The sequence below is a fragment of the Nonomuraea sp. B12E4 genome (assembly GCF_039871825.1).
In the GTDB taxonomy this organism is placed as follows: domain Bacteria; phylum Actinomycetota; class Actinomycetes; order Streptosporangiales; family Streptosporangiaceae; genus Nonomuraea.
The window spans coordinates 223,148-248,193 of the sequence record NZ_JBDPME010000001.1; the positions used below are offsets into that span (position 1 = coordinate 223,148).

General features: G+C 70.5%; 20 protein-coding genes and 2 pseudogenes. 12 read left to right on the forward strand and 10 right to left on the reverse strand.

Annotation, left to right across the window (positions count from 1 at the left end):
• The first annotated feature begins 50 nt into the window (after positions 1 to 50).
• From ABGB18_RS00990 to ABGB18_RS01000, 3 genes are all read left to right on the forward strand, one after another.
• Complete coding sequence (locus tag ABGB18_RS00990) at positions 51 to 587, forward strand: hypothetical protein (RefSeq protein WP_347693337.1); 537 nt, start codon at positions 51 to 53, stop codon at positions 585 to 587.
• A 362-nt stretch (positions 588 to 949) separates the two neighbouring features.
• Positions 950 to 1,135, forward strand: a complete 186-nt coding sequence (locus ABGB18_RS00995) for a hypothetical protein (RefSeq protein WP_347693338.1) — start codon at positions 950 to 952, stop codon at positions 1,133 to 1,135.
• Positions 1,132 to 1,806 (forward strand): HAD-IA family hydrolase, encoded by a 675-nt coding sequence (locus tag ABGB18_RS01000; RefSeq protein ID WP_347693339.1) that lies wholly within the window; start codon positions 1,132 to 1,134, stop codon positions 1,804 to 1,806. The genes ABGB18_RS00995 and ABGB18_RS01000 overlap by 4 nt, the downstream gene beginning before the upstream one ends.
• Before the next feature lie 174 nt (positions 1,807 to 1,980).
• On the opposite strand, the gene ABGB18_RS01005 is transcribed toward ABGB18_RS01000, so the two are convergent.
• The 7 genes from ABGB18_RS01005 to ABGB18_RS01035 all read right to left on the reverse strand — a co-directional run bounded on the left by ABGB18_RS01005 (position 1,981) and on the right by ABGB18_RS01035 (position 10,913).
• Positions 1,981 to 2,241: a hypothetical protein gene (locus ABGB18_RS01005; protein ID WP_347693340.1), complete on the reverse strand. Its 261-nt coding sequence runs from the start codon at positions 2,239 to 2,241 to the stop codon at positions 1,981 to 1,983.
• Between the two features lie 122 nt (positions 2,242 to 2,363).
• On the reverse strand, positions 2,364 to 5,270 hold the full coding sequence (locus ABGB18_RS01010) for an AAA family ATPase (protein ID WP_347693341.1): 2,907 nt from the start codon (positions 5,268 to 5,270) through the stop codon (positions 2,364 to 2,366).
• Entirely contained in the window at positions 5,267 to 6,511 is a 1,245-nt protein-coding gene (locus ABGB18_RS01015; RefSeq protein ID WP_347693342.1) for an ROK family protein, read from the reverse strand. The genes ABGB18_RS01010 and ABGB18_RS01015 overlap by 4 nt, the downstream gene beginning before the upstream one ends.
• A gap of 17 nt (positions 6,512 to 6,528) precedes the next feature.
• Positions 6,529 to 7,959 carry a cellulase family glycosylhydrolase gene (locus ABGB18_RS01020; RefSeq protein WP_347693343.1) on the reverse strand — a complete coding sequence of 477 codons (1,431 nt, stop codon included), beginning with the start codon at positions 7,957 to 7,959 and terminating at the stop codon, positions 6,529 to 6,531.
• Between the two features lie 21 nt (positions 7,960 to 7,980).
• Complete coding sequence (locus ABGB18_RS01025) at positions 7,981 to 8,805, reverse strand: carbohydrate ABC transporter permease (protein ID WP_347693344.1); 825 nt, start codon at positions 8,803 to 8,805, stop codon at positions 7,981 to 7,983.
• Positions 8,792 to 9,670: a sugar ABC transporter permease gene (locus ABGB18_RS01030; protein WP_347693345.1), complete on the reverse strand. Its 879-nt coding sequence runs from the start codon at positions 9,668 to 9,670 to the stop codon at positions 8,792 to 8,794. Before ABGB18_RS01030 ends, ABGB18_RS01025 begins: the two co-directional genes overlap by 14 nt.
• A 13-nt stretch (positions 9,671 to 9,683) precedes the next feature.
• Complete coding sequence (locus ABGB18_RS01035) at positions 9,684 to 10,913, reverse strand: extracellular solute-binding protein (protein WP_347693346.1); 1,230 nt, start codon at positions 10,911 to 10,913, stop codon at positions 9,684 to 9,686.
• A 99-nt stretch (positions 10,914 to 11,012) separates the two neighbouring features.
• Here ABGB18_RS01035 and ABGB18_RS01040 point away from each other — a divergent pair, with 99 nt between their 5' ends.
• The 3 genes and pseudogenes from ABGB18_RS01040 to ABGB18_RS01050 all read left to right on the forward strand — a co-directional run bounded on the left by ABGB18_RS01040 (position 11,013) and on the right by ABGB18_RS01050 (position 15,041).
• Complete coding sequence (locus ABGB18_RS01040) at positions 11,013 to 13,466, forward strand: discoidin domain-containing protein (protein WP_347693347.1); 2,454 nt, start codon at positions 11,013 to 11,015, stop codon at positions 13,464 to 13,466.
• Between the two features lie 171 nt (positions 13,467 to 13,637).
• Positions 13,638 to 13,973 (forward strand): annotated as a pseudogene (locus ABGB18_RS01045) (IS630 family transposase); the annotation flags it as partial.
• A gap of 834 nt (positions 13,974 to 14,807) precedes the next feature.
• The gene (locus ABGB18_RS01050) at positions 14,808 to 15,041 is read left to right on the forward strand and encodes a hypothetical protein (RefSeq protein WP_347693348.1); all 234 of its coding nucleotides are present in this window, start codon (positions 14,808 to 14,810) and stop codon (positions 15,039 to 15,041) included.
• Between the two features lie 240 nt (positions 15,042 to 15,281).
• Here the strand turns inward: ABGB18_RS01050 and ABGB18_RS01055 are convergent, their stop codons facing one another.
• Both ABGB18_RS01055 and ABGB18_RS01060 read right to left on the reverse strand, forming a co-directional pair.
• Positions 15,282 to 16,187, reverse strand: a complete 906-nt coding sequence (locus tag ABGB18_RS01055; protein WP_347693349.1) for an NADP-dependent oxidoreductase — start codon at positions 16,185 to 16,187, stop codon at positions 15,282 to 15,284.
• Positions 16,188 to 16,302: 115 nt separating this feature from the next.
• Positions 16,303 to 17,821, reverse strand: a pseudogene (locus tag ABGB18_RS01060) (transposase).
• Positions 17,822 to 18,951: 1,130 nt separating this feature from the next.
• Between ABGB18_RS01060 and ABGB18_RS01065 the strand changes: the two are divergent.
• The 6 genes from ABGB18_RS01065 to ABGB18_RS01090 all read left to right on the forward strand — a co-directional run bounded on the left by ABGB18_RS01065 (position 18,952) and on the right by ABGB18_RS01090 (position 23,309).
• Complete coding sequence (locus ABGB18_RS01065; RefSeq protein WP_347693350.1) at positions 18,952 to 19,602, forward strand: methyltransferase domain-containing protein; 651 nt, start codon at positions 18,952 to 18,954, stop codon at positions 19,600 to 19,602.
• A 125-nt stretch (positions 19,603 to 19,727) separates the two neighbouring features.
• A complete protein-coding gene (locus ABGB18_RS01070; protein WP_347693351.1) occupies positions 19,728 to 20,630 on the forward strand; it encodes a hypothetical protein in 903 nt (300 codons plus the stop codon).
• The gene (locus ABGB18_RS01075; RefSeq protein ID WP_347693352.1) at positions 20,627 to 20,875 is read left to right on the forward strand and encodes a hypothetical protein; all 249 of its coding nucleotides are present in this window, start codon (positions 20,627 to 20,629) and stop codon (positions 20,873 to 20,875) included. The genes ABGB18_RS01070 and ABGB18_RS01075 overlap by 4 nt, the downstream gene beginning before the upstream one ends.
• A 5-nt stretch (positions 20,876 to 20,880) precedes the next feature.
• Complete coding sequence (locus ABGB18_RS01080) at positions 20,881 to 21,048, forward strand: hypothetical protein (RefSeq protein ID WP_347693353.1); 168 nt, start codon at positions 20,881 to 20,883, stop codon at positions 21,046 to 21,048.
• Between the two features lie 108 nt (positions 21,049 to 21,156).
• Positions 21,157 to 22,173: an iron-containing redox enzyme family protein gene (locus ABGB18_RS01085; protein WP_347693354.1), complete on the forward strand. Its 1,017-nt coding sequence runs from the start codon at positions 21,157 to 21,159 to the stop codon at positions 22,171 to 22,173.
• Positions 22,170 to 23,309 (forward strand): glycosyltransferase family 2 protein, encoded by a 1,140-nt coding sequence (locus ABGB18_RS01090; protein WP_347693355.1) that lies wholly within the window; start codon positions 22,170 to 22,172, stop codon positions 23,307 to 23,309. The genes ABGB18_RS01085 and ABGB18_RS01090 overlap by 4 nt, the downstream gene beginning before the upstream one ends.
• Positions 23,310 to 23,611: 302 nt before the next feature.
• On the opposite strand, the gene ABGB18_RS01095 is transcribed toward ABGB18_RS01090, so the two are convergent.
• Entirely contained in the window at positions 23,612 to 24,991 is a 1,380-nt protein-coding gene (locus ABGB18_RS01095) for an FAD-binding monooxygenase (RefSeq protein ID WP_347693356.1), read from the reverse strand.
• Positions 24,992 to 25,046: the final 55 nt, after the last annotated feature.

Here is a 25,046-nt window from a genome sequence, read left to right on the forward strand (position 1 = left end):
GCCGCGTACACGATCTGGATCGCCGCAACCGTCGGGTACTGTCAGCCGGCATGATCGACAAGGTCCTCACACTCCTGGCTCCCTCCTTGCCGCGCCCTCCGTTCTGGAACATCGACTGGAACGCGATCGAGGCCGAATTGGGCCACCACCTGCCCACCGACTACAAACGTCTGTGCGACCACCTGCCACCGGGCCGCTTCCGCGACTACCTGTGGTTGCAGCACCCGCTCGGCTCCTGGGCCCGCAACCTGCTCGGCAGGGAGGCCACGCTGATCGCCACGATGCGCGCGGGGGCCGGCATCACCGTGTGGGAGCACGAGCACGAGCACCTGGACGATGCCGCGCTTCCCGACCTGCTGTATCCCTGCCTGATGACCGACAACGGCGACACCGGCTACTGGCTCGCCGCCACCGATGACCCCGACGGCTGGACCATCATGCTCAACAAGGGCGGGGGCCTCGAATTCACCGACCACGGCACCACCCTCTCGGAGTTCCTGCACGACTTTCTCACCGAGGGCTATCCGTACGGCGACTCCTGGTCCGATGGGCCCCTGTTCACCTCCGACTTCGACGTCTTGCCATAGCTTCGCCGAGAACCCGGCAGGTGTGCCCCCGTCCCTGGCGAGACTGCCGAGGCAGCCCTGACCGCGGCGGGCAGCCAGACGGTCAGCCCGGCGAGGGCCACGATGGCGATGGTGATGGTGATAAGTGTAGGAAAAAACCACTCTGGGAAAGAAGCCCGAGATCGAGATCGCCAGAGGGATAGAGCACGATCGCGTAAGTTGCCCAATATGGGCAGGGCGAGAGTCGACAGGTAGACCACATTGGCGGCCGTGCACAGCACGAGGCCGCCGGCGGTGGATCGAAGATTCAGCCGGCCACCCAGCGCGGCGAGTAAGGCGCCGGACAGCCGTCACGACGCCGGCATGTCAAGGAAGGACGCGTCATGAGCCGAACCGAAACCACCCCGGCCGGCGTGCCCGTCACCTTCGAGGACACCCGGGCGGCCGCGAGCCGGATCGCCGGGGCCGCCCGGTTCGCTTCCCCGGTGCCTGGGGCTCTGGGGGCTTCCACGCTTTCCGGAGGGTCGGGGGCTTCCGGGGCTTCGGGAGAGTTCTGGGCGGCGTCGTGACAGGTGGACCGCGTCCCGCGGTGGCCGGGCGTTACGACGCCGTGCTGTTCGACCTGCTCACCGCGGTGCTCGACTCCTGGTCCCTGTGGGATGCCGTGGCCGGGGATCCCGTCGCCGGGCGCGAATGGCGCGGGGAGTATCTGCGGCTGGCCTACGGGGCGGGGCCGTACACGCCGTACGAGGAGCTCGTGGAAGAGGCCGCCCGCGCCCGCGGTCTGCCGCCCGGGCTCGCCGCGGCGCTCACCGCCCGCTGGGATGAGCTCGCACCGTGGCCCGAGGCGCCGCAGGTCATCGGCACGCTGGCCCGCCACGTACGGATCGGAGTGGTGACCAACTGCTCCCGCGAGCTCGGGCGGCGGGCGGCCGGGCGCGCGGGCGTATCCTTCGACGTCGTCGTGACGGCGGAGGAGGCCGGCGCGTACAAGCCCCGCCCGGAGCCCTACCGGACCGCGCTGGAACGGCTGGGGCTGCGCGCGGAACGCGTGCTGTTCGTGGCCGGATCCCGGTTCGACATCCCCGGCGCCGGCGGCGTCGGCATGGACGTGTGGTGGCACAACCGCATCCACATGCCCCGCGGCGACCTGCCCGCGCCGCTCGCCGAGCACGACCGGCTCACGCCCCTGCTCGACCCCCGGCCCACCACTCCGGGCGGACATCCCCCAACGCGCTAGAGCCGCCGGCTTCCTGTCCTGACTCGTCCGCCATCGGGCGATCGATCGTCGATCAAAGGGTCAACGGCCATCCAAGAATGGTATGGGTCCAGCAAACATCGCCATCAATGCCGTGGCACCGGGCAGCTCCCTAATGAGGATCTTTAGCGCAAATTCATGAGGAGTCTGGACATGTCAGTGAGCACCGAGCATCGCCAGCATGCCGATCACACCCACGGGCACGGGCCCGGTTGCGGGCATGTGTCGGTTCCGCATGGTGATCACGTCGACTACGTTCACGACGGCTGCCTGCATCGCCTCCACGAGGATCACGTGGACGAGTGCGGGCCGGACAGGCACGTCACGCACGAGGGCCATGGCCACCAGCACGGTCCCCAGTGCGGGCACGTGGCCGTCCCGCACAACGATCACGTGGACTACGTCCACGAGGGCCATCGCCACGCCTCCCACGAGGGGCACTGGGACGACCACTGACCTCCGTACCGCCTGAACCGCCACCGCCGAGCCGGGCGGGCGCCCTATCAGCAGCCGGCCGGCCCACGCCGCCGGTCGGGTGGCTAGCTTGCCCGGCCGGTGGCGTGTTCGTGGGTCAGGACGAGTTCGAGCTGGCTGCGTGAGGTGATGTCCAGCTTGGCGAAGACGTTGCGCAGGTGGTATTCGACCGTGCGCGGGCTCACGAACAACTGGCTGCCGATCTCCGAGTTGGTGAGCCCCTTGGTGGCGAGCCGGGCGATCTGCCCCTCGCGTGGGGTGAGATCGCCACCGGCCGGGGCACCGCGCTGCGCGGTCTCCCCGGTGGCCCGCAGCTCCCGCGCCGCCCGCTCGGCGAAGGCCGTCATCCCCATCGCCGAGAACAGCCGGTACGCGGTACGGAGCTGCCGGCGCGCCTCGATCCTGCGCCGCTCCCTGCGCAGCCACTCACCGTAGAGGAGATGGGCGCGGGCCAGGTCGGGACGCAGCCGGGTACGGCCCAGCCGCTCGATCGCCTCCCGATACAGTTTCTCGGCCTCGTCCTGCTTGCTGACCAGCGCCCGCGACCGCGCCACGACCCCGGCGGCCCAGTCGCTCCGCCCCGTCTCGGCGCTTCGCGCGAGCCGCTCGACGGCCTGGCGGGCGAGCTCGTGCTCGCCGCTGCGGACGGCGGCCTCCACCAGCTCGGCAGGTGCCCACTGGGTGAGGGCGCCCGGCGTGGACGGGTCGGCGCAGGCGCTCTCGGCCGCGGCGCGGGCCAGGTCGTAGCGGCCCAGGCCGTTGTAGAGCACGGCCCTGGCCCAGTCGGCGACGGTCACCCGGGCTCCCTCGCCACGGGCGCCGGCCTCGTGGGAAATCGTCCAGATCAGCTCTTCGGCCTCGGCCTCGCGGCCACGCCACGCGGCCAGCGCGGGCGCGCCGAAGTCGGTGACGCGCAACCCGGTCGCCGCGCTGATCGCCTGCACCTCCGCCACCAGCGACTCCACCTCTTCGAGATCGCCCTCGAAGAGGTGCACGGTGATGCGCGAGCTGAGGGCCAGCGGCAGCTCGGCGAGCGCGCCGAGGTCACGGGCCAGGGAGAGGTGGCGCTCGGCCAGCGTACGGCAGGCGTCGTCGTCCCACACCGCCATGGCGGCGGAGAACGCCAGCCACAGCGGCCGCGGCTCCTCCTCGGTGAGGGCTTTGTGATCGAGGAAGGCGGCCACGGCGCGGCGCAGCTCCGGCGCCGCCGGGCCGGGACCGGCGGTGAAGAGCAGTGCCAGCCCGTCGAGCAGCAGATCCCGCGGCCGCGCGGGCACCGGCACGCCGGACACGACCCGCAAGCCTCCCACGACCTCCACAGGCGGTGCGGGCCTCGTGGTCGGTGTGGTCGGTGCGGCCGGCGTGGTTCGGACGGCGGTCGCGGTGGCGTGCAGGTCCGCGTCGTCGGGGGCCAGGCGGCCGGCGAACATCGCCGCGGCCAGCACCTCCAGGTAGGCGTCGCGGGCCGGCGTCGCGTCCAGCGACTGGACCTGCCGGGCGGCGCCGAGCAGCTCCGGGGGAGCGGCGGCGTTCCCCCGGTCGGCGGTGAAGGCGATCTCCGCCTGCAGCAGGGCCGCCTGGGCGCGCTGCCGCTCGTCGAGCGGGCCCGCCAGCGCCATCCCGACCAGCCCGGACGCGGCATCCGGCGCGCCGGCCTCCTGCTTGGCGCGGGCCGCTGCCAGCGCGCGTTCGGTGCGGCGGGCGGGTTCGGGGGTCAGCTCGGTGGCCCGCTGGAGGAACGCCGCCGCCGCGGCCAGGCCGCCCCGCTCCCGCGCGCGTCCGGCCGAACGCTCCAGCTCGGCGGCGACCTGCTCGTCAGCCCCTGCCGCGGCGTGCGCGCGGTGCCAGGCCCGGCGGTCGGGTGCGGCCTCGGCGTCGGTCGCCTCGGCCAGCGCCTGATGCGCCCGCCTGCGCTCGTCAGGCCCGGCGGCCCGGTACACCGCCGAACGCACGAGCGGGTGGCTGAAGCGTACGTGGGCGCCGAACTCGCACAGGTCCGCCGCCACGGCGGGGGCGGCCGCGGCGGAGCCGACCCCGAGCAGCGCCGCCGACCGCCAGACCAGGACCGGGTCCCCGAGCGGGTCGGCGGCGGCGATCAGCAGCAGCCGGCGCGTGTCCGGCGGCAGCGGCTCCAGGCGCCGCAGGAAGCCGTCCTCGCTCGGCCCCCGCCGCACCGAGACGTCCGGCAGGCCGAAGCCGCCCGCGAGCTCGGCCGGCGTCATCCCGTCCAGCACCTCCAGCAGCGCCAGCGGGTTGCCGTGCGCCTCGGCCACGATCCGGTCCCGCACCGGCCGGTCCAGCGGGCCGGGCAGCACCGAGCGGATCAGCGCCCGCGCCTCCTCCTCCCGCAGGCCGCCGACCACCAGCTCCGGCAGGTCGGACAGATGGTGCGCCCCCTCGCCGCGGACCGCGAACACGCACCCCGCCCGTTTGCTGCCGAGCCGGCGCGCCACGAACGCCAGCACCTGCGCAGAGGCGCTGTCGAGCCACTGCGCGTCCTCGATCACGCACATCAGCGGCTGGTCGTCGGCCACGTCCGCGAGCAGGGTCAGCACCGCCAGGCCCACCAGGAACCGGTCCGGCGGCGGCCCGGCCCGCAGGCCGAACGCGGTGCTCAGCGCGTCGCGCTGCGGTTCGGGCAGCCGGTAGAGCCGCTCCATCAGCGGCGCGCAGAGCTGGTGCACCGCCGCGTACGGCAACTCCATCTCGAACGGGACGCCCGCGGCGCGCGCCACCCGGCAGCCCGCGGCCTGCGAGACCAGATATTCCAGCAGCGCCGACTTGCCCACGCCGGGCTCCCCGCGCAACACCAGCGACCGGCTCTCGCCGGAGCGGACCGCCGCGACCAGCCGGTCGAGCCGGTCGCACTCGGAACGCCGGGGTTTCAGCACGGCGGCGGACCCGCGCTGGAGGGGACGCAGATCGCGGGACCATCGAGGAGAGGAGACGTTCACTTCGCGTAAGCCGGTCATGGGGATCTCCTTTCGGACATGGGGTCGGCGGCGATCAGCGCTTCGAGGGGGAGCAGCGCCGAGCCGGTGGCCACGGCGTCGCCGCCGAACTTGGCGACCAGCAACTCGAACTGGTCGCCCGGCCGGGAGAGGCTGTGCTTTCTGACGGCGGCGGTGAGGCGGTCGCCCAGGGACTCCATGAGCCGCAGGCCCACCCAGCCGCCGATGACGATGCGTTCGGGACCGGTCAGGTTGACCATGCCGCCCAGCGCGGCCCCCAGGCAGTCGATGACGTCGTCGACGATCGTGCTCGCGGCGGGGTCACCGCGGTGCGCCGCGGCGATGAGGTCGCCCATGGCCCGCCAGCCGGTGCCTTCGAACACCGCTCCGGTCTCCCGCCAGGCGGACAGGATCGCGTCGGAGCCGACGTAGGCCTCGACGCATCCCCGGTTGCCGCACCGGCACACGCGGTCGCCCCGGTCGATCACCATGTGGCCCCACTCGCCGGCGCTGGAGTGGGCGCCGTGGGCGACCTGCCCGGCGTTGACGATGCCGAGCCCGACGCCGCGGCCGAGGAGGGCGATCAGGGCGTGGTGCGCGCCCCGCGCGCTGCCGAACCACAGCTCCGCCCGGGCCTGCATCTTCGCGCCGTTCTCGGCCAGGACGGGGACGCCGTCGAGGTCGCACAGGGACCGGACGGCTACGGGTGGCCAGCCGAGGCTCTGCGCGTAGAGCATCTGGGTTCCGTCGGAGGCGGTCTCGACCACGCCGGGCAGCCCTAGGCCGACGCCGAGCAGGGTCGGCCACCGATCGGGGTTGCGGTCGTGCAGCGCCGCCAGCGCCTCGTGGAGGTGGACGCCGATCCGCTCGGGATCCTCCTCCTCGACACCGCCGCGGAACTCCCGGTCGATCCGCGTCATCGCCAGGTCGAACATCTCGACCGCGACGCCGCGCTCGCCGATGTCGGCGCCGATCGTGATCGCGCTCTCGGCGCGGGGCCCGATCAGCGTGATCGGCCGGCCGCCGCGCGAGGACACCAGCCCCCGCTCCTCGACGAGTCCCGCGGTGATCAGTTCGGCGACGAGGTTGCCCGCCGAGGCGGTGGACAGGCCGCTGTCCCTGGCGATGTTGGCCCGCGTGGTCTCCTGGGCGAGGATCACCTCCTTGAGGACCAGCGCCCGGTTCCGCTGCCGCAGGGTGGTGACGGTGGACACCTCGGGAAGAGAAAGCACCGGCCTGCCGCTTCCGGGTTCGACGCTCATCGTTCGTGACCTCCGCATCAGTCGCCGGCGGTCACGTCGAGGGCCCGCAGCCGCGCGGTCCTGGTCGCGTGGGCGACCAGCCGGCCGTGCCGCCAGGAGATCTCGAACGCGTCCGGCTCGTCGGCGTCCACCCGCCATCCCGAGGGCTGGCCGTCGAGCGGGAAGTGCAGCTCCTCCCCGGCGGCGACGGTCATGGGCATCAGCTCCGCCTCCTCGTACGGCCGGCCCGAGGAACGGTGCCACAGCGCGTCGAGGTCGAACCCGGCGAACCGGTCGCGGTAGCCCGGGGACTCGTCGATGAAGCCCCACGCGGGGATCCGCAGCGGCGCGCGCCCGAACATGGCGTTGACGATCTCCGGCCGCCACTCGCAGGCGTCCAGCGCGATGGCGTCGAGGAACTCCTCCAGGATGGCCCAGGCCCGGCCGGGCTCCACCGCGGCGTGCGGATCGGCGATCAGCTCCCAGCCCTCGGGCGGGCCGGCGGAAACGGGCGAGGTCAGGGTGTCGAGCTTCTTCCACGGCCAGAAGTTCCAGCCGATCCCGTACTGCTCGTACAGCCGGTGCGCGGTGTAGACCCACTCCGGGGTGTTCTCCCCGCCTTCCCCCATATAGATGGGCAGGCCGAGGCGGTCGCGGGCGTCCAGGTACTCCTGGATGCCGGAGCGGTCGGGCGGGCACCAGTAGCGGTGGAACTGCAGCGCCGAGTTGGGGTCGAGGACGTCGGTGAAGATGGACCAGTTCGTCGCCCAGTGCGAACCCTCGTAGACGATCAGGTGGTTCGGGTCGATCGCGCGGATCGCGGCGGTCAGGTCGCGGTAGAGGGCGACGAGTTCGGCGGAGTAGACGTGCTGCCACTGGTTCGGCAGCGGCTCGTTCAGCAGGTCGTAGCCGAGCACGACCGGGTCGTCCTGGTACCGGCGGGCGATCTCCTCCCACAGGTGGATCGTCAGCCGCCGGTTGCGCTCGTCCATGAACAGTTCGGGCTTGCCGTTGGGGGAGTCGTCGATGTTGGTGCCCGTCTGCCCGCCCGGCGCGCCGTGCAGGTCGAGCAGCACCCGCAGGCCGTGAGCGGCGCACCAGCGCAGCAGGTCGTCGATGTGGGCGAAGCCGCCGAGGAACCCGCCGTCGGCGTCCACCAGGCCGCGGGAGTTGAGCGGCACTCTGACGTGGTCGAAGCCCAGGCGGGCGATGACGGCGATGTCCTGCTCGGTGATGTACGTGCCGCGGAACCGGGCCCAGAACTCGGCGGCCCGGTCGGGGCCGACGAGGGACTCCACCCGCCGCTCGATCTGGCGGGCCGAACTCAGCTCGTCACCGAACTTCCACATGTAGCCCTCGGCGAGCAGCCAGTTGCCGAGGCCGATGCCGCGCGGCAGCAGCGGGGCACCGGAGCCGTCGACCAGCTGTGCGCCGCTGGCGCGGACGAAGCCGGTGGAACGATGTTTCATGGACGATCCTTGCTTTCTCATTCATTTGAGGCCGGACAGGGTGAAGCCCCGTACGATGTGCCGCTGGAAGACGATGAAGACGACCAGGACGGGCACCACCATGAGGGTCGAGCCGGCCATCTGGAGCGATGGGCTGGTCGCGATCTGCCGGGTCAGCAGCGCCAACCCGACCGACAGGGTGTAGAGCCGTTCGTCACCCGCGATGACGAGCGGCCACAGGAAGCTGTTCCACGAGCCGATGAAGGCCAGCACGATCTGCACCGCCACGATGGGCCGGGACAGCGGCAGGACGATCCGCCAGAAGATCCGCGCCTCGCCGGCCCCGTCGATGCGGGCGGCCTCGATCATCTCGGTCGGAACGGTGGTCATGAACTGCCGGAACAGGAAGACGCCGAATCCCGACACCAGCCCCGGCAGCGCGATGCCGATCAGGGTGCCGGTCAGCCGCATGCCGTCGAGGACGAGATAGGCGGGGATCATGGTCACCTGGACCGGGATCATCATCGTGGCCGGCACCAGGAAGAACAGCGCGGCCCGGCCCCGGAAGCGGAACTTGGCGAACCCGTACCCGGCCATCGCCATCAGCAGCACCCCCGCCATGCTGATCAGCACGACCGCGATGGTGTTGCCGAGATAGCGGCCGAAGTCCAGCTCACCGAAGAGCCGCGCGTAGTTCTCCACCGTGGGCTCGCGCGGCAGCAGCCGGGGCGGGTCGGCGACCGACTCCGAACGCGGCTTCACCGAGCCGAACACCATCCAGAGGAACGGGAACGCGGTCAGCAGCGCCCCGGCGCCCAGCACGGCACCGACGGCCACGGTCACGCTCCGGGAGCTAGCGGTCCGCATCGGTCCTCCGCGCGCGCACCTGCGGCAGGGTCACCCCGGCGATGATCAGGAAGAGCACCAGGGTCCCGGCCCCGGCGTAGCCGAACTCGCCGGCGGAGAACCCCTCCTGGTACAGGAACAGGGACATGCTGGTCGACTCGCCGAGCGGCCCGCCCTTGGTGAGCACGAACGGCTCGTCGAAGAACTGCAGCCAGCCGATGACCGTGGTGACGGCGACGAAGAGGAACGCGAAGCGCAGCAGCGGGATCACGATCGAGAAGATCTTGCGCGTCCCCGAGGCGCCGTCGAGCTCCGCGGCCTCCAGATACTCCTGGGGGATGGCCTTCAGCGCGGCGAGGAAGATGATGATGTTCAGGCCCGTGCCGCGCCAGACGGCGACGAACACGACGGAGAGCTTCACCAGCACCGGGTCACCGAGCCACCGCGCCGGCGGCAGCCCGGCCACCGACAGCAGGTGGTTGAGCAGGCCGAACTGGGTGTTGTAGAGGTAGCCCCACACGAGCGAGACCGCCACGATCGCGGTGACGGCCGGGACGAAGTAGAAGGCCCGCAGCGCGCGGAAGAAGCGGTTCTCGCTCCGGTGCAGCAGCAGCGCGGCCACGAAGGACACGACGATCACGGCGGGGACGCCGAGCAGCGCGAAGATCCCGGTGTTGGCGAGCGCCTGCCAGAAGCCGGGGTCGGCGAACAGCCTGCGGTAGTTGTCCAGGCCGACGAAGCCGATCCTGGACCAGTCGGCCAGGCCCGCCAGGTTCAGGTCGGTGAGGCTGACCGGCACGGCGACCAGGATCGGCAGGACGCCGAACGTGAGCAGCAGAAGCAGGGCGGGGGCGACGAAGGCGTAGGGGGCGAGGCTGGGTTTCACGGTGGCTCCCTGCTCAGGTGGCCGGCGTGCCGGTGGTCGCCGCGTACAGGCCGCGCAGGGCGGTGTCGCGGTTCGCGGCGGTCAGGACGATGGAGTTCAGCGCGTCGAGGAGGGCCTTTCCGGTCTCGCCGTCCCAGTTGGGCACCGGGGGCAGCGGTTCGGCGTCGCGGAGCTGTTCGGCGTACACCGAGACGAGCGGCTCGGAGGTGAGCTCCGGGTCGGCGAGCGCGGCCCTGCTCACCGGGAGCTGGGCGTCGAGCTCGTACCAGGTGAGCTGGGTCCGGGGCTGGGCGAGGTAGGCGAGGAGCTGGAGGGCGCCGTCCCGGTTGTCGGTGGTGCCCCAGATGCCCAGGTTCGAGCCGGCGAGCAGGGACGTACGGGCGGCGCCGCCCGGGATCGGGGCGACCGACCACTTGCCGGCGAGCTGCGGCGCCGCCTCGGAGATCGCGCCGGCCAGGTAGGGCCCGGAGACGAGCATCGGGCTCGTGCCGGAGACGAAGCCCTGGACCTGGTCGAAGTCGGCGTCGGGGGGCACGCTGCGGTCGGCGTACAGGCCGGTGTAGAGGTCGACGGCCCGCTGGAAGGCGGGCGTGTCGAAGTCGATCGTGCCGTCGGCGCCGACGATCGTGCCGCCCTGGGCCCAGGTCATGATGACGGGCAGCGTGTTGTCCCACTGCGGGACGTGGAAGCCGTACCGGCCCCCGCCCTGGCCGGCGAGCGTCCTGGCGTGGGTGCGGAGCTCGTCCCAGGTGGCCGGCGGCCTGGTCAGGCCCGCGGCGGCGAGCAGGTCGCTGCGGTAGAACAGCACGCGGGTGTCGCTGACCCACGGGACGCTCACCCGCGCGCCGCCGGTGGCTGAGGTGGCGATGCCGTCGAGGAAGTTGGCGGCGGCCAGTCCGGGGTGGCTCTTCAGCGTCCGCTCGTCGAGCGTGAGCAGGGCTCCGGAGGCGGCGAAGGCGGGCAGCTTCGACAGGCCGATCTGCAGGAGGTCGGGCCCCTGCCCGGAGGCCACCGCGGTGGTGAACTTCTGGTCGACGGTGTCCCAGGGGATGGCCACGGCGTCGACGGCGATGCCGGTCCGGTCGGTGAACGGCTCGACGAGCCGCTCGAAGCGGGCCGAGCTGTCGCCCATGATCCAGACGGTCAGCTCCGCGGCGCCGCCGCCGGGCGTGGCGGTGGCGCAGGCGGCGAGCATGAGCAGGGCCGCGGCGACGACGAGCGCTAATCGGGGTTTCTCGCGCATGTCGCCTCCCCACGGTTTTCAATCGGCTTAGCCTAAGCCGTAGACAAAGTATGTCAGGAGGACGCACCATCGCAACTGTCCGGACTTGAGGAGGTCCCCATGCGCCGCCGATGGTTAGCCGCCGTACTCACGACAGCCCTCACCGCCGCGACCCTTGCGGCGACCCCCCGATCCGCTGCCGCCGCCGCACTCGACGCGGGTGACTTTCTCAAGGTCAGTGGCTCCGTCTTGAAGAACGCCTCCGGTACGGGGGACACGGTCGGCCTGCGCGGCACCAACTTCGGCGGCTGGCTCGCCCAGGAGGCCTGGATGTCACCCCTGGGGGAGTTCGCGCTCGACCGTACGGGCTGGACGGCCACCGCCTCCGCCGGGAACGCCGCGCTCGCCCTGGACGGTGACGACTCCACCCGCTGGACCACCGGCGCCCCGATGAGCGGCGCCGAATGGCTGCGGGTGGACCTCGGGGCCGTGTCGCGCTTCAACCGGGTCGCCTTCAACCACACCGACTTCGCGGCCGGCGACCATCCCCGCGTCTTCCAGGTCGAGGTCTCCTCGAACGGCTCATCCTGGACGAGCGTCGCCACCGGGGCGGGCAGCACCGCGAAGCCGGTCACCACCGCCGACTTCGCCCCGGTCACCGCCCGGTACGTGCGGGTCAGGCAGACCGGCGGCCCGGTGGGGGACTGGTGGTCGGTCGGCGAGTTCAACGTCTTCAACGACGACAAGTCCTTCACGGACCGCGCCCAGTGGACCGTCTCGGCCTCGGGCGGCGTGGACGTCCCGGCGATGATCGACGGAGCCCCGAACACCCGCTGGAAGAGCGGCGCCGCCCAGGCGGCCGGCATGTGGGTCCAGCTCGACCTGGGCGCGCGGATGACGATCAACAACGTCACGCTCGACATCGACAAGGCCAACCCCGCCACGGGCGACTACCCCCGCGGCTACACCGTCGAGCTCTCCGACAACGGGTTCACCTGGACGCAGGTGGCCGCCGGGGCCGGCACCTTCAAGGCCACCAACATCAGCTTTCCGCCCGCCGCCGGCCGCTACGTGCGCGTCAACCAGACCGGCACCGGCGACAAGTGGTGGTCGATCGGCGAGCTGTCGGTCGCGCTGTACAACGATGACCACGGCCTGCAACTCGCCCTGGAGCGGCGCTTCGGGACGGGCGGCGCGCAGGCGATCCGGGACGCGCACGAGGACACCTGGATCACCGAGGCCGACTTCGACAACGTCGCCGCCCTGGGACTGAACTTCGTCCGCCTGCCGATCGCCTGGACCACGCTGCTCCACCTCGACGGCACCTGGAAGGCCGACCCGTGGAGCAAGATCGACTGGACGATCGACCAGCTCGCGGACCGTGGCATCTACACCATGCTCGACCTGCACACCCTGCCCGGCGGCGGTTGCCCGTACGCCAGTTGCGGCCGCCAGGGGCCCAACCCGAACGGATTCTGGGGCTCTGCGGCCTACCAGGACTGGGTGGAGGACATCTGGGAGGCGATGGCCACCAGGTATGAGGGCAACCCGGCGGTGGCGGGCTACGACCTGATCAACGAGCCACTCGTGGACGGCGCCGAGGACGCCGCCGACGTGGGGCGGAAGAGCGCCTACTACGACCGGTTGTACGACGCCGTGCGCGCGATCGACCCCGACCACGTCATCGTCCTGGGCGCGTTCTACGACTTCAGCAAGATCGCCCCGCCCTCCACCCACGGCTGGACCAACGTCGTCTACGAGCTGCACCCGTACCAGATGCAGTACCAGGACTGGAACTCCCAGGACCAGTTCGTCACCGACCAGCTCAACACCCTGGCCGGCCTGTTGACGAATACCGGCGTGCCGGTCCTGTACGGCGAGTACTCCCTGTACTACTACGACGACGTGTGGGCCCGCTGGATGGCGGGGATCAACGCCCGGCGGCAGTCCTGGTCGAACTGGGGCTACAAGGTCCGGAGCACCGACGACGACGGCCTGGGCTACTGGGGCCTGTACTACAACCGCCCCGCCCCCGTCCCGGTGATCAACAGTGACGTTCCCGGCACCTTCGTGGAGAAGCTCCAGCGCTTCGCGACCAGCACGTTCACCCCGAACGAGCGGCTGTCGGCGACCGTCGCCAAGTACGCGGGCGGGTTGTCGGCCTTCGCCCCGGTCGCCATCGGCCGGACCGGCTGGACGGCCACCGCCTCCGGCACCGGCGGCGGCGACACTCCGGCGGGCGGCATCGACGGCGACAGCGCGACCAGGTGGAGCAGCGGCGCGGCCCAGGTCCCCGGCCAGTGGTACCGCATCGACCTGGGCGCCGTCCGGACGATCGCCATGGTGACGGTGCAGGCCCCGGCGGCCTCGGAGGCCGACTACATGCGCGGCTACCGGCTGGAGTTCTCCCTGGACGGCAGCGCGTGGAAGACGGTCGGGACCGGCATCGGGTTCGGCGCGAAACGCCCGATCTCCGTCGAACCGCAGAGTGCCAGATACGTCCGGATCACCCAGACCGGGGCGTCCGGCTTCTGGTGGTCGATCGACGAGGTCACCATGTACTCCTCGTACTAGTACATATAGCTATTTGACCTGGTAAATCTCGATCTCTAAGGGATCTGTTCCGGATCTGTTCCGGCGGCCGTTTCCTGGAGATGAAACGCCGCGTCGATCGCGTTCCGGGTTCGTCCGTCGCTTTCAGGCATGAGATGCGTGTACGTCCGCAGCGTGAACCCCGGGTCCCCATGGCCGAGGGCGTTCGGCCTGCAGCCGCATCTGGTGGAGGAGTTCAAGATCTCCACCGATCCGCTGCTGATCGACAAGATCCGCGACGTGGCCGGCCTGTACCTGTCCCCGCCCGAGAACGCGGTGGTCTTCTCCGCCGATGAGAAGCCGCACATCCAGGCGATCGAGCGGTCCGCACCGGTGCTGCCGATGGTGCCTGGCACGCCCGAGCGGCGCAGCCACGACTACCACCGGCACGGCACCATCGACCTGTTCGCCGCGCTGAACGTGGCCACCGGCAAGGTGATCGGAAAGTTGTCGCCCCAGCATCGCGCGGTGGACTTCCGCGACTTCCTGGACCGGGACACTAGCAGAGCAGCCGTCGCGCGGACTCGACGGTCCCCATGGGCGTCCGCGCTACGGTGTAGTAGTTTCCGCGGCCTGACCGGCTGCAGTACGCGTACGCCGTGACCGGGCTGGTTCCCCTTGGGCAGCAGGCAACCTGTTTGTCGAACCCGCCTGAGACGTCGATCCAGATCTCTACCGTGATGGTCTGGCTGCCACATGATCCGATGCCCGTGACCACGTCGCCGTTTTGGCCTGGTGCGTAGGCCCACGGCTGGTATCCGTTGCAGTCGGCGGCCGCCTGTGCGGCGGATGCCGCTGGCGACCCAGCCATGAGGCCGGCCATGACGGCAGCCGTGGTGGCGATGGTTGCCAGCGCTCGTTTGAGAGGCATGATTCACTCCATCACTCGATGTAATTCGATCGTGCATAAGGGAGTATCGGATCTGCTCTAATGCCCGGCCAGGGCAGTGACGGGGCATTAGCCGGACATTTCACCGGTCATAGCGGGCGTTTCGTGCTTCCCCTGGCCGCTGACTTCACCCATCCGAGACCCACAGGAGGTGAAACCCGGTGGCGCTGAACGTGGGCGAGTTGTTCGCCGAGATCAACGTGAAGGACCGGGGCACGAGCACGGTCCGCCGGTTGATGATGTTCGTGCGCGACGCCGCGAAGAGTCGACGTTGACGCCGGTGGTCTCGCCAAGAAGGCCGGAGCGATGGGCGTGCAGTTCACCGCTGCGGCGCTGAAGGCGGCCACCATGGCGTGTGCCGCCTGACCCACGCGGCCGGCTTCTGACAGGCGGCGATCCTCAACCCGTCGAACGGCGAGCAGCGCGGCGGCGCGGTGTCGGCCGTCGAGAGCCAGGCGTCGATCGGGTGGGTGCACCCGACGCAGCAGGACCAGCTCATGGTGTTCGACCCGACCGGGACGTTCCAGTTCCGCTTTCGGCACGAATCCTTGAAGGAGAACTGGGTGGAGGCGATCACGCTGCCGCTGGTGCCGACCGCGCTGGCGGCTGTGGCCGGCTTCAAGGCCCGGCACACGCCGCGGCCAGACCTGCCTGGATCGCAGCGGTAAGCCGCCAATCGAAACGGAAGCGCCCCGCTTCTCCCTTGTGGGACCCTGTTGGCGAAGTAGGCAAACAAAAGAAACGGCCCCGTGATCACAGGAGTGATCACGGGGGGTTGTCATGTGAAATGAACACTCAGGCGTGGGCCTGTGGGTCGGCGTCTGCGCCACGCGCTGCTTGAGACTGGTCCGACTGCCACCGGTGCTGTCGCGCGGACGTGCCAGGCTTCGGTTCCTGACCGGCCGCTTTCAGAGAATGAGGGCGATCTTTCCTGACAACTGGCCCCGGAGAAAGTGCTCGTGCGCTTCTTGCACGTCTTGCAGGCTGTATTCGGAGTCAACTCGTACCTTGACCTGGCCCGCATCTACAATCTTGGCCAGTTCGGCGAGTCCTGCGCCGTCCTCGCGCACCTGGTTGACCGTGGTGCGGACCGCTCGGTGGGACAGATCCGGCACGGGTCCGGCTTGGGTGGCGATGGAGGCGTAGCGGCCTTCATCGGCCACGGCTTCGGTGACAAAGGCGCCGAAGGTGTCGAAGACGGCGTCATAGGCGGCTACCTGGAGCGTGGCGCGCTCCGTTGTGGCCCATTCGGCCCCCAACTCCTTGGCTACCTCGACCTGGGCTGGTCTGGAAACCAGCGCGTGTACCCGGGCGCCGCGCGCTCGGGCCAGTTGCACGGCCAGGCCTCCTACCGCGCCGACCGCTCCTGCCACCAGAAGGCGTTCTCCTGCGCGGATGTCCAGCCAGTCCAGCGTCTGCAAGGCGGTGAGCCCAGGCAACGGCAGTGTCGCCGCCTCCACCAGGCTGATCCCCGAGGGGGCGGCGGCGAGCGAGCCAACCGGTATGGCCACGAGATCGGCCCAGGTTCCTCGTCCGGTTCCCAGCTGGTGAGACATCCCGAAGACCCGTTCACCCACGGGCAGTCCACTGGCCGGGCTGTCTACGATGATCCCCGCCAGTTCCCAGCCCAAGGTCATCGGCAGGGGTGGGGTGCCCTCGCCGATGGCCCCTTGACGGGTCTTGTCATCAACGGGATTGATGGCGGAGGCAACAACGCGTACCAGCACCTCGCCCTCCAACGGGCGAGGTGCTGGCGCCTCAGCAATGGTCAGGACGTCAGGGTCGCCAAAGCGGTCGATCCGCACAGTGCGCATGTTCAATTCCCCTAGAGTTCGATCGGCATCTAACAATAGGGGAGACTGCTTCACGCGCTTCTCGGAGGTGGTCTTCGCACTCCCTGAAGGTCGTAAGGGGAATGGATACACCCCCTTAGGCTGCAGGCCGCAGAGCGGCAAAGTGCGATGTTCGGGTCGGGGCCAGTGGCGTTCCGATCAGCCAAGCATCCAGCCTGGTGAGGTTCATCGCGGCGGCGATGAGGAGATGCTGAAGGTGAGTCTTGGCCGTCCCCCGGTAGCGGGACCGCCGCAGGCCGAACGCTTTAACGCCCTGAGCGATGGTGCCTTCGATGCCCTGCCGGGCCTGGTAGCGGCTTTTCCACTGGTCAGTCTGGTGCTCGGCCCGTGCCCGGGTCAGGACCTCGTGTTCGGCCTGAGGGCGTAACGTCAGCCGCCGACGCGGGCCTCGGGTGCACTCGGCTTTGACGGGGCAGCGGCTGCAGTCACGCTGGGAGAACTCGACCCGGATCTCAATCTTGTCTCGGTCGGGTTCGATCGCCCATCGAATGCTGGTCTTGCCGCTGGGGCAGGTCACCTGGCGGTTGTCCCAATCGATGGTGAATGCCGACGCCGGGTAGCCGCCCTTCGCGCGGCTCTGCCAGCTGGCGTCGGGCATCATCGGGCCGACCAGCTCCACGTCATAGTCGAGCTGGGCGGCGATGACACCGCGGGACGTGACGTAGCCGGTATCGACCAGATGAACGTCGGGAGCCAGATCGCGACGGGCGAGGCTGTCATGCACGAGTGCGGTGGCCTCGAAGTCGTTTCCCGGAGCGGGGGTGGTCTCCACGTTCGTGATCAGATGGGGGGCATCGGGCTCGCAGGTCTCGGTGAGATGGGCCTTGTAGCCGTCCCAGTTGATGTCCCGCTTGGCGCCGCTGCGCGCTTGATCCTCATACGGCGAGACCAGCCGCGCGCTGCTCGGGGGAAGGTTTTTTGGGGTGCCGCCAGCGCACCACGTCATCGACGGTGTGGAACTGCTGCACCCACACCCGCCGCAGCCTCTGCACCATGGGGATCAGACGCAGCCACGCCGGCGCCGGGGTGTCATGGACGGCCGTGAGCAGGGCCATGCCGTCGGCACCAATGATCTCGGCCTGTTCGATGCGCGCGGGCAGTGCCTTGGGCAGCCGGAAGTCCTCGATCCGGCGGTCATACCGGTCATACCAGTCCGGCTCGGCCACGCTGGTCAGCCAGTCGGGTGCTGCGGCGGCCAGCGCGTTGAGCGCGGCCCGCAGCATTTCGCCGACCAATTTCGCCGACCAACTCCAGCCGGTTGAGCTCGCGGATGGCCGCCAGGACGTGGGTGGAATCGGTCCGGGCACGCCCTGCTGTCTTGAGCAGTCCGGCCTCAGCCGCCCGCTCCAGCACGGTGTCCAGAATCTGCTGTTCGCAGTTCCCTGCCACCAGCCGGGCCCGGAACTCGCTCAGCACCGAGAAGTCGAAGCCTGGATCGCTCTCGACGAGAACAGGTCCTCGAACTGCTCGTCTTTGTAGATCACTCCGAGGGCGTCGCGGATGCGGATGGCCGGGCTTCCGCCCGGGAACGCCGCTCGCGCTACCCGAACGGTTTCCTCAGGCACCTCACAGTAGGAGCGGGGCCGCAGAGACATGGGAAGACTCCGATCTCGCGGCCCAGGTACCCCCAACCCTGCTACAGCGCCGGTTCATCAACAACCGGAATGCCCCTCAACACAGAAGCGGCCCTGTGATCACAGGGCCGCTTCTTTTGTTTGTCTACTTCGCCAACAGGGTCCTCTTGCGGAGGAGCGGGGCGCTCTTCGTGTTTGCGCAGCTAGTCCTGACCATGTTTGACCAGTGGCCCGGAGGCAAGGTGGCGCAACCGGTCAAGGTCCGCAACCTCACGGGCCAAGAAGGACAGAAACCGCAGGAGAGGTCACTCGCCTCTCCACGCCGTACATTGGTTGTTCGTTCCTGAAGGCCGCCAACAGTACCTGACATCGGTGGGGTTGGCCTTTAGGGAGTGGGTGTAACACAAGCCGCTGAGAGTGGGCGCGTCATAACGGATGATAGTACCGCCGCTGTACCTAACCGAGCCCCAGACGTCTGAATCGGGCCAGCTTCCGAGGATCCTGCAGACAGTCAGGGTCGTGTGGTTGGAGTTGATCTCTGCGAAGCCCCAATCGTTTCCCACTCTAAACGAGTGCGCTTCTGCAGGTGCGGTCATAGCTATGGCCGTCGCGGCGGTAGCGATGGCCACTAGCCCCATCCGCCTGATTTTCGTTCGCATGGTCGTCTCCTTCTTCCGATCGAACAGCGCAGACTCATGTCCGCTTCTGTTGACCCGAAAGCCGGGCTGACTTGAGTTTCGCCTCCGGAAAGGACCCGGACCAGGACAGCGACCGGGCACTTACCGGGCATTGAACCGATCCGTTTTCGTGGAGGCCGTGGTGGGCGTGGACGGTCAAAACATGGGAGGCCGATCGCTCCGGGCCGGATGCCGCTCCTCAAGGCGGCCGCCCGGCCGCCGCCGGTGTGAGACCAGAGGGTGCCGGGCGTCCTGCTCGCGGCCACGTTCATCCGGTTCCAGCGTTGACCGTGATAGTGCATTCCCGCGGCGGAATCATGGGTCAATTTTGAGTTTCCCGCAGGTAGGCGGCCCCGGCCTTGGCTCGCCGGGCGCAGGGGTTCCGGGAGCCTTCCGACATCGATGGCGTGCGGGCGGGCGGGCGGTGCGGTGGCGCCACCCGGCCGTGAGGCATAGTGGGAGGTGGGAGCCGCCATGAACCAGGAGATGACCGGCAGGCAGGGCGTCGGCGAACACCGTTTCTTCGCGCGGTGGTACGACACCGTGACCGGGCCGCTGGAGCGGCGCTGGCTCGGCCGGGTCCGCGAGGAGCTGCTGGCGGACCTGGGCGGGCAGATCCTGGAAATCGGCGCGGGCACCGGCGCCAACCTCGCCCACTATCGGCGCGCCGATCACGTCGTGGCCGCCGAACCGGACCCGGCGATGCGCGAGCGGCTACGCCGGCGGCTGGGCGAAGCGCGCGTCCCGGTCGAGCTCAGCCCGGTACGCGTCGAGGATCTGCCGTTCGGCGACGACACCTTCGACGTGGTGGTCTCCACGCTGGTGCTGTGCTCGGTGGCCGATCTGCCCGCCGCCCTGGCCGAAGTGCGGCGCGTCCTGCGGCCGGCGGGCCGTCTGGTGGTGATCGAGCACGTACGGGACGACGGAGTCCGGGGGCGTGCCCAGGACGCGCTGGCGCCGTTGTGGCGGCGGCTGGCCGCCGGCTGCCATCTCAACCGGGACATCGCCACGGCGATCCGGACGGCCGGGCTGGAGGCCGGCCCGATCGACACCTTCCGGCCGCGCCCCACGCTGCCCATCCTTCACCGGTGGATCCGCGGAACCGCCACCCCGCCGGAAATGTGACCAGGACCTGGCCCGCCTGCTTCCGTTCGCCATGCCAAGCCTGTCCTCTACCTCCCTTTTATGAGTGTTTTGTGCGGTTTCGATATCCTGGGGGGAGAGATCTCGACGGAAACCGAGGAGGTCTCATGGACAACCGCGCATCGCGGAATCACCGGCGGTACCGCTTCGGGAACTCGCGCGAGCAGGTGAACCGGACCGGTGAGATCGACGTCCGGGAGCGGCGACACGAGCGGCGGCACGACGAGCCGGCGACGCGTGCCCAGCCGCTGGGCGGCGAGCCGGACGTCCTCCTCGATGTCCCCGTCGTCAAGGTGGACGAGATCCATCTTGAGGTGAACGACCTGCGGGCCCGGGTGTCGCTGAACGCGGAAGTCCTCGACCTGCTGCGGCTCGGCGTCGGGGCCGACGTGGACCTCGGGCACGTGGCCCTGGACATCAAGGGCGTCGAGGCCCAGGCGCTGCTCAAGGTGCGGCTGGAGAACGTCGCCCGGATCCTCGACCGGGTGCTGCGGACGATCGATGACAACCCGCAGATCCTCGAGCACCTGTCGCGGGGCCTGGAGTCGGCCCTTCGCGACGTCGGAGGCGGCACCGGCCGGGCGGTCGGGGAGATCGGCCGCGGCGCCGGGGGTGCCGTGGAGGAGGTGGGCGCGGGCGCCAGGGGCACGTTGAGGGACCTCGGCAGGGGAGCCGGCAGAGCCGTCGAGGACCTCGGCCAGGGCACCGGAGGCGCCTTGAAGGAGGTCGGCCGGGGGACCGGTGAAGCGGTCGAGGAGGTCGGCCGGGGGACCGGTGAAGCGGTCGAGGAGGTCGGCCGTGGGGCCGAGGATGTGGTCGAGGAGATCGGCCGGGGGAGCGGCGAGGCGGCCGAGGAGCACGGACCCGATCGGGACCGGGACCGGATGCCCAGGCGGGCCAGGCCCGCCGAAGGAGAGGGCAGGCCCCTCCGGCGCCGCCGCGAGGAGGAGGACCCGCGCGACCGGCCGAGACGTCCGCATCCGGTCCGGCGACGGGACGAGCCCCCATGAGCACCGATCGGGAACCGGCGCCGGACATCGAGCTGACCGCCAGGGTGACGGCCGATGAACTCCGCTTCGAGGAGGAGCCGCGGACGCGCGTCGGCTTCGCCGGCCACCCCGATCACGAGTCGAGCTCCCGCAGCGACCGGACCAACCTGCCGGACGTCGTGGACAGGCACGTGACCTACCGCGACGTCGAGGTCGGCTACGTCCTGGTGGCCACGATCACCATCCCCGCCGACACCGGCAGGTGAGCCCCATGACGACATTCGGCCACTTCCGCGCCGACGCCGCCCGCGCGTTCCGCGAGGCGGGCGGCGGGGACAAGCCCGTGCTCGGCGGGCTCAGGGCCTGCTACGCCTGCGCTGAGCACCACGTCTCCGCCCTGGGCAGAAGCGCGCCGCGGACGCCCCAAACGCCTGTTTAGGGAGCGGGCCCCGGGGCAGCCGCCAGCGACAGGGGGACTGGAGGGGGTGCACATGGCCGGCGGTGTTCTCAGCCAGGTGGACGGCCCCATGCGGGGCCGGGAGGTGTGATGCGGCTGCCACCGCCCCGGGGGCCGATCACCGAGGCACTTTTCCGCGCACTCGAAGGCCCGCCGGGTGCCGCCCGGATCGACGCGGCCGGGCCGGACGACGAGGACAGGCAACCGGCCCTGTTCGCGCTGGACGACGAGGACACGCAACTGGCCCTGTTCGCCTGTTATGAGCTTCATTATCAGGGGTTCGACGGGGTGGACGACCGCTGGGAGTGGGATCCGGGGCTGCTGGGCTTCCGGGCCGCGCTGGAGGAGGGGTTCGAGCGTTCCCTCGCGGCGGCCGTACCGCGTCCCGCCGATCCCGGACCCGCCGGGGTTCGGGCGGCGCTGGTGGCGCTGACCTGCACGGACGAGGAGCCGCTGCTGTCGCTCTTCCTGCAGCGCGAGGCCAGCCTGGAGAACTTCCGGGAGTTCGTCACGCACCGGTCGATCTACCACCTGAAAGAGGCCGACCCGCACACCTGGGCCATCCCGCGGCTCAGCGGGGGCCCCAAGGCCGCGCTCGTGGAGATCCAGTCCGACGAGTACGGCGGCGGCAGGCGCGAGCGCATGCACTCCGAACTGTTCCGTGCCACCATGCGCGGCCTCGGCCTGGACGACGCCTACGGCGCCCACCTGCACCGCGTCCCCGGCGTGACACTGGCGATCTCCAACGCCATGTCGCTGTTCGGGCTGCACCGCAGGTGGCTCGGGGCGCTGCTGGGCCACCTGGCCGCGCTGGAGATGACCTCCTCCGTCCCCAACCGCCGCTACGCCACGGGGCTGCGCCGGCTCGGCGCCGGGTCGCGGACCGTCGGCTTCTTCGACGAGCACGTGGTGGCGGACGCCGTGCACGAGCAGATCGCGGCGAACGACATGTGCGGCGGGTTCGCCGCCGCCTTCCCCGCGTACACGGGCGACATCCTGTACGGCGCCGCCTGCGCGACGGAGCTCGAACGACGGTGGGCCGAACACGTGATGGGCTGCTGGCAACGTGGGACCGGCTCGCTGTGGACCGAGCCCGTCCCGGCGTGAGCGGCCGCGCGCCGGCGCGGCGGGCACCCGGGCCGCCCGGCGCCCTGGACCTGGACTACGTGCTGCCGCTGCGCTGGACCGACGACGCCGGGCTCGACGAGCTGACCGCCTACCTGCGCCGGCTCTCCCGCCACGCGCGGGTGATCGTGGTGGACGGGAGCCCGGCCGAGCTGTTCGGCCGCCACGCCCGCCGCTGGCAGGGCGTCGTCCGGCACGTCCGCCCGGCGAGCGGGCTCTGCTGCGCCAACGGCAAGGTCGCGGGCGTCACCACCGGGCTGCGGCTCGCGGCCGGTGACCGCGTGATCATCGCCGACGACGACGTCCGCTACGACCTGCCCGGCCTGGCCGCGGTCCATGCCCTGCTGGCGGACGCCGAGCTGGTCAGGCCGCAGAACTACTTCGCGCCGCTGCCCTGGCACGCCCGCTGGGACACCGCGCGGACGCTGCTGAACCGCAGCCTGGGCGCCGACTATCCGGGCACGTTCGGGATTCGGCGGGCGTTCTTCCTGCGTATGAGCGGCTACGACGGCGACGTGCTGTTCGAGAACCTTGAGCTGATCCGCACCGTCCGTGCCCACGGCGGGCGCGAGGCGCGCCCGCTCGGCCTGTACGTCCGGCGGCTGCCGTGCGACACGCGCCGGTTCTGGTCGCAACGGGTCCGGCAGGCCTACGACGATCTCGCGCGACCGGCCAGGATGGCGGCGTTCCTCGCCGTGCTGCCCGCACTCGCGCTCGTCCGCCGGCCCCGCCGGCTCCTGGCGTGCGCCGCCCTGGCCGTGGCGCTGGCCGAGGCGGGCCGGTGGCGGGCGGGCGGACGCCGGGTCTTCCCCGTCACCGGCTCGCTGCTCGCGCCCGCCTGGATAGCGGAACGGGCGATCTGCAGCTGGCTCGCGCTCGGGGCCGCCCTGGCCGGGGGCATGCCGTACGCGGGCGGCCGGATCCGCCGGGCCGCCCATTCCACCCGCCGGCTACGTCGGCGGGTCCGGCTCGCTGGGGGCCCGGAAGCCGCCGGCCTTGTGGGAGCCGTCACAGAACGGCTTGGCCGACGACAGGCCGCACCGGCACAGCGCGACCGTCGCGCGGCCGGCGTCGATCGGCTCCCCGTCCTGGGTGAGCAGCTCGAAGGTCCCCCGTAGGAGCAGCGGGCCGTCCTCGCAGGGTGTCACGGTGACCATGTCCCTCATGCGCCCCACCTGCCCGCGATACCCGGTCGCCATGTGTGACTGATGATCACCTTGCCGAACCCGCCGCCCGGTTCGCAGCACTCGAAGGCGTCGGGCACCCGCTCGAACGGGAACACCCGGCCGATCACGGGGCGCAGCCGGTGCGCCTCGACGGCGCGGACGGCGAGCTGCGCCTGATCACGCGGAAAGCGGCTCGGCCGGGGACGCGGCTGCGCGTCCCCGGCCGAGCCGGTCGATCACTGCGACGGGAAGGGTCACCGTACGAGGGACTTCTGCCGTACCGGCTTGGCGGGCGCCGGCTTGGCCTTGGAGCCGCGCAGCACGCGCCAGATCAGGCTGGGCCGCATGAGCGCCTCGGGCGGGTCGACCAGCCCGGCCGTCCGCATGAACGCGCCGGTGATGCTGCTGTCCCGGGTCGCCGCGTCCTGCAGCCGCCGCATGTAGGCGTGCTGGAGCCGCAGCAGCCAGGTGCGGCGGCCCTTGACGCCGGGGAAGCTGAGGTCGATGGCGGTGGTCATCTCCCAGGCCGGCTTGATGATGGTGGCGACGTCGCGCTGGAAGGCCAGCGGGTCGGGCGGGTTCCCGTCCTCCAGGTGCCGGCCCAGGGCCAGGGCCTCCAGGGAGGCGAGCGTCTGCGCCTGGGCGTAGACCGGGTTGGGGGTGCACACGGCGTCGCCCATCACCAGGAAGCCCTCGGGCCAGCGGGTGAGCTTGTCGTAGCGCCGCCACATGGTGGTGGGGAAGCGGTAGAGCGCCGGGTCGTCGAGCGGCTCGGAGTTGACGATCGCCTCGTAGATCTCCGGGGCCGCCAGGGTCTTGGCGAAGGCGTTGAACCCGGCGGGGTCCGTCGGCGGGTGGTCGCCCAGGATGCCGTAAATGGTCAGCTCGACCCGGCCGTTGTCGGTCTTGGTGAAGATCGCGCCCCGGGGGAGGGTGGGGGAGGCCACGGGGTTGATCGAGTGGTCGGTGCCGAACGGGTCGGAGGCGGGGTCGAGCTTGTAGTGGCGGCTGGCGTACCCGAGGCCGACCTTCGTCCCCTGCTCCTCGATCGGCCCGTAGCCGAGCGCGTTCAGCCAGACCGGGGTGCGCGAGCCCCGGCCGGTGGCGTCGATCACCAGGTCGGCCTCGAGGATCTCCTCGCCGGTGCCGTCGATGTTGTGCTGGACGCGTGCGCCGGTCACCCGGGAGCGGTCGGGGCTCGTGACCAGGCCGACGATGTCGTAGTGCTCCATGAAGGTCACGTTGGGCAGGGCTTCCACGCGTCGGCGCACGTGGTACTCCATGATCGGCCGGGTGGCGGCGACGCACGTGAGCCCGGAGCGCACCTGCTTGAGCCGCTTACCGTTGAAGTACCAGCGCACGGTGCCGGAAAGGTCCGACAGCGGGACCCCGCCGATGATCATTTCCTCGGTGATCCCGGGGAACATCTCCTCCAGCGCCAGGTGGCCGCGCGCGAGCAACCCATTGATGTGACGAGTCTGCGGAGCGCCCTTGCGCCACTCGGTGACCCCGATCAACTTGTCGCGGTCCACCAGCACCACTTCGCGATAGCTCTTGGAGAGTATGCTGGCGGCGAAAAGTGCCGTGATGCTTCCGCCGAGCACCACCGCGCGCTCTCCAACTTGAGTACCCATCGTGGCGATCATCTCCTTGAGTCGCGTTCTGGATCAGGTATTGCCGACGCGTGAC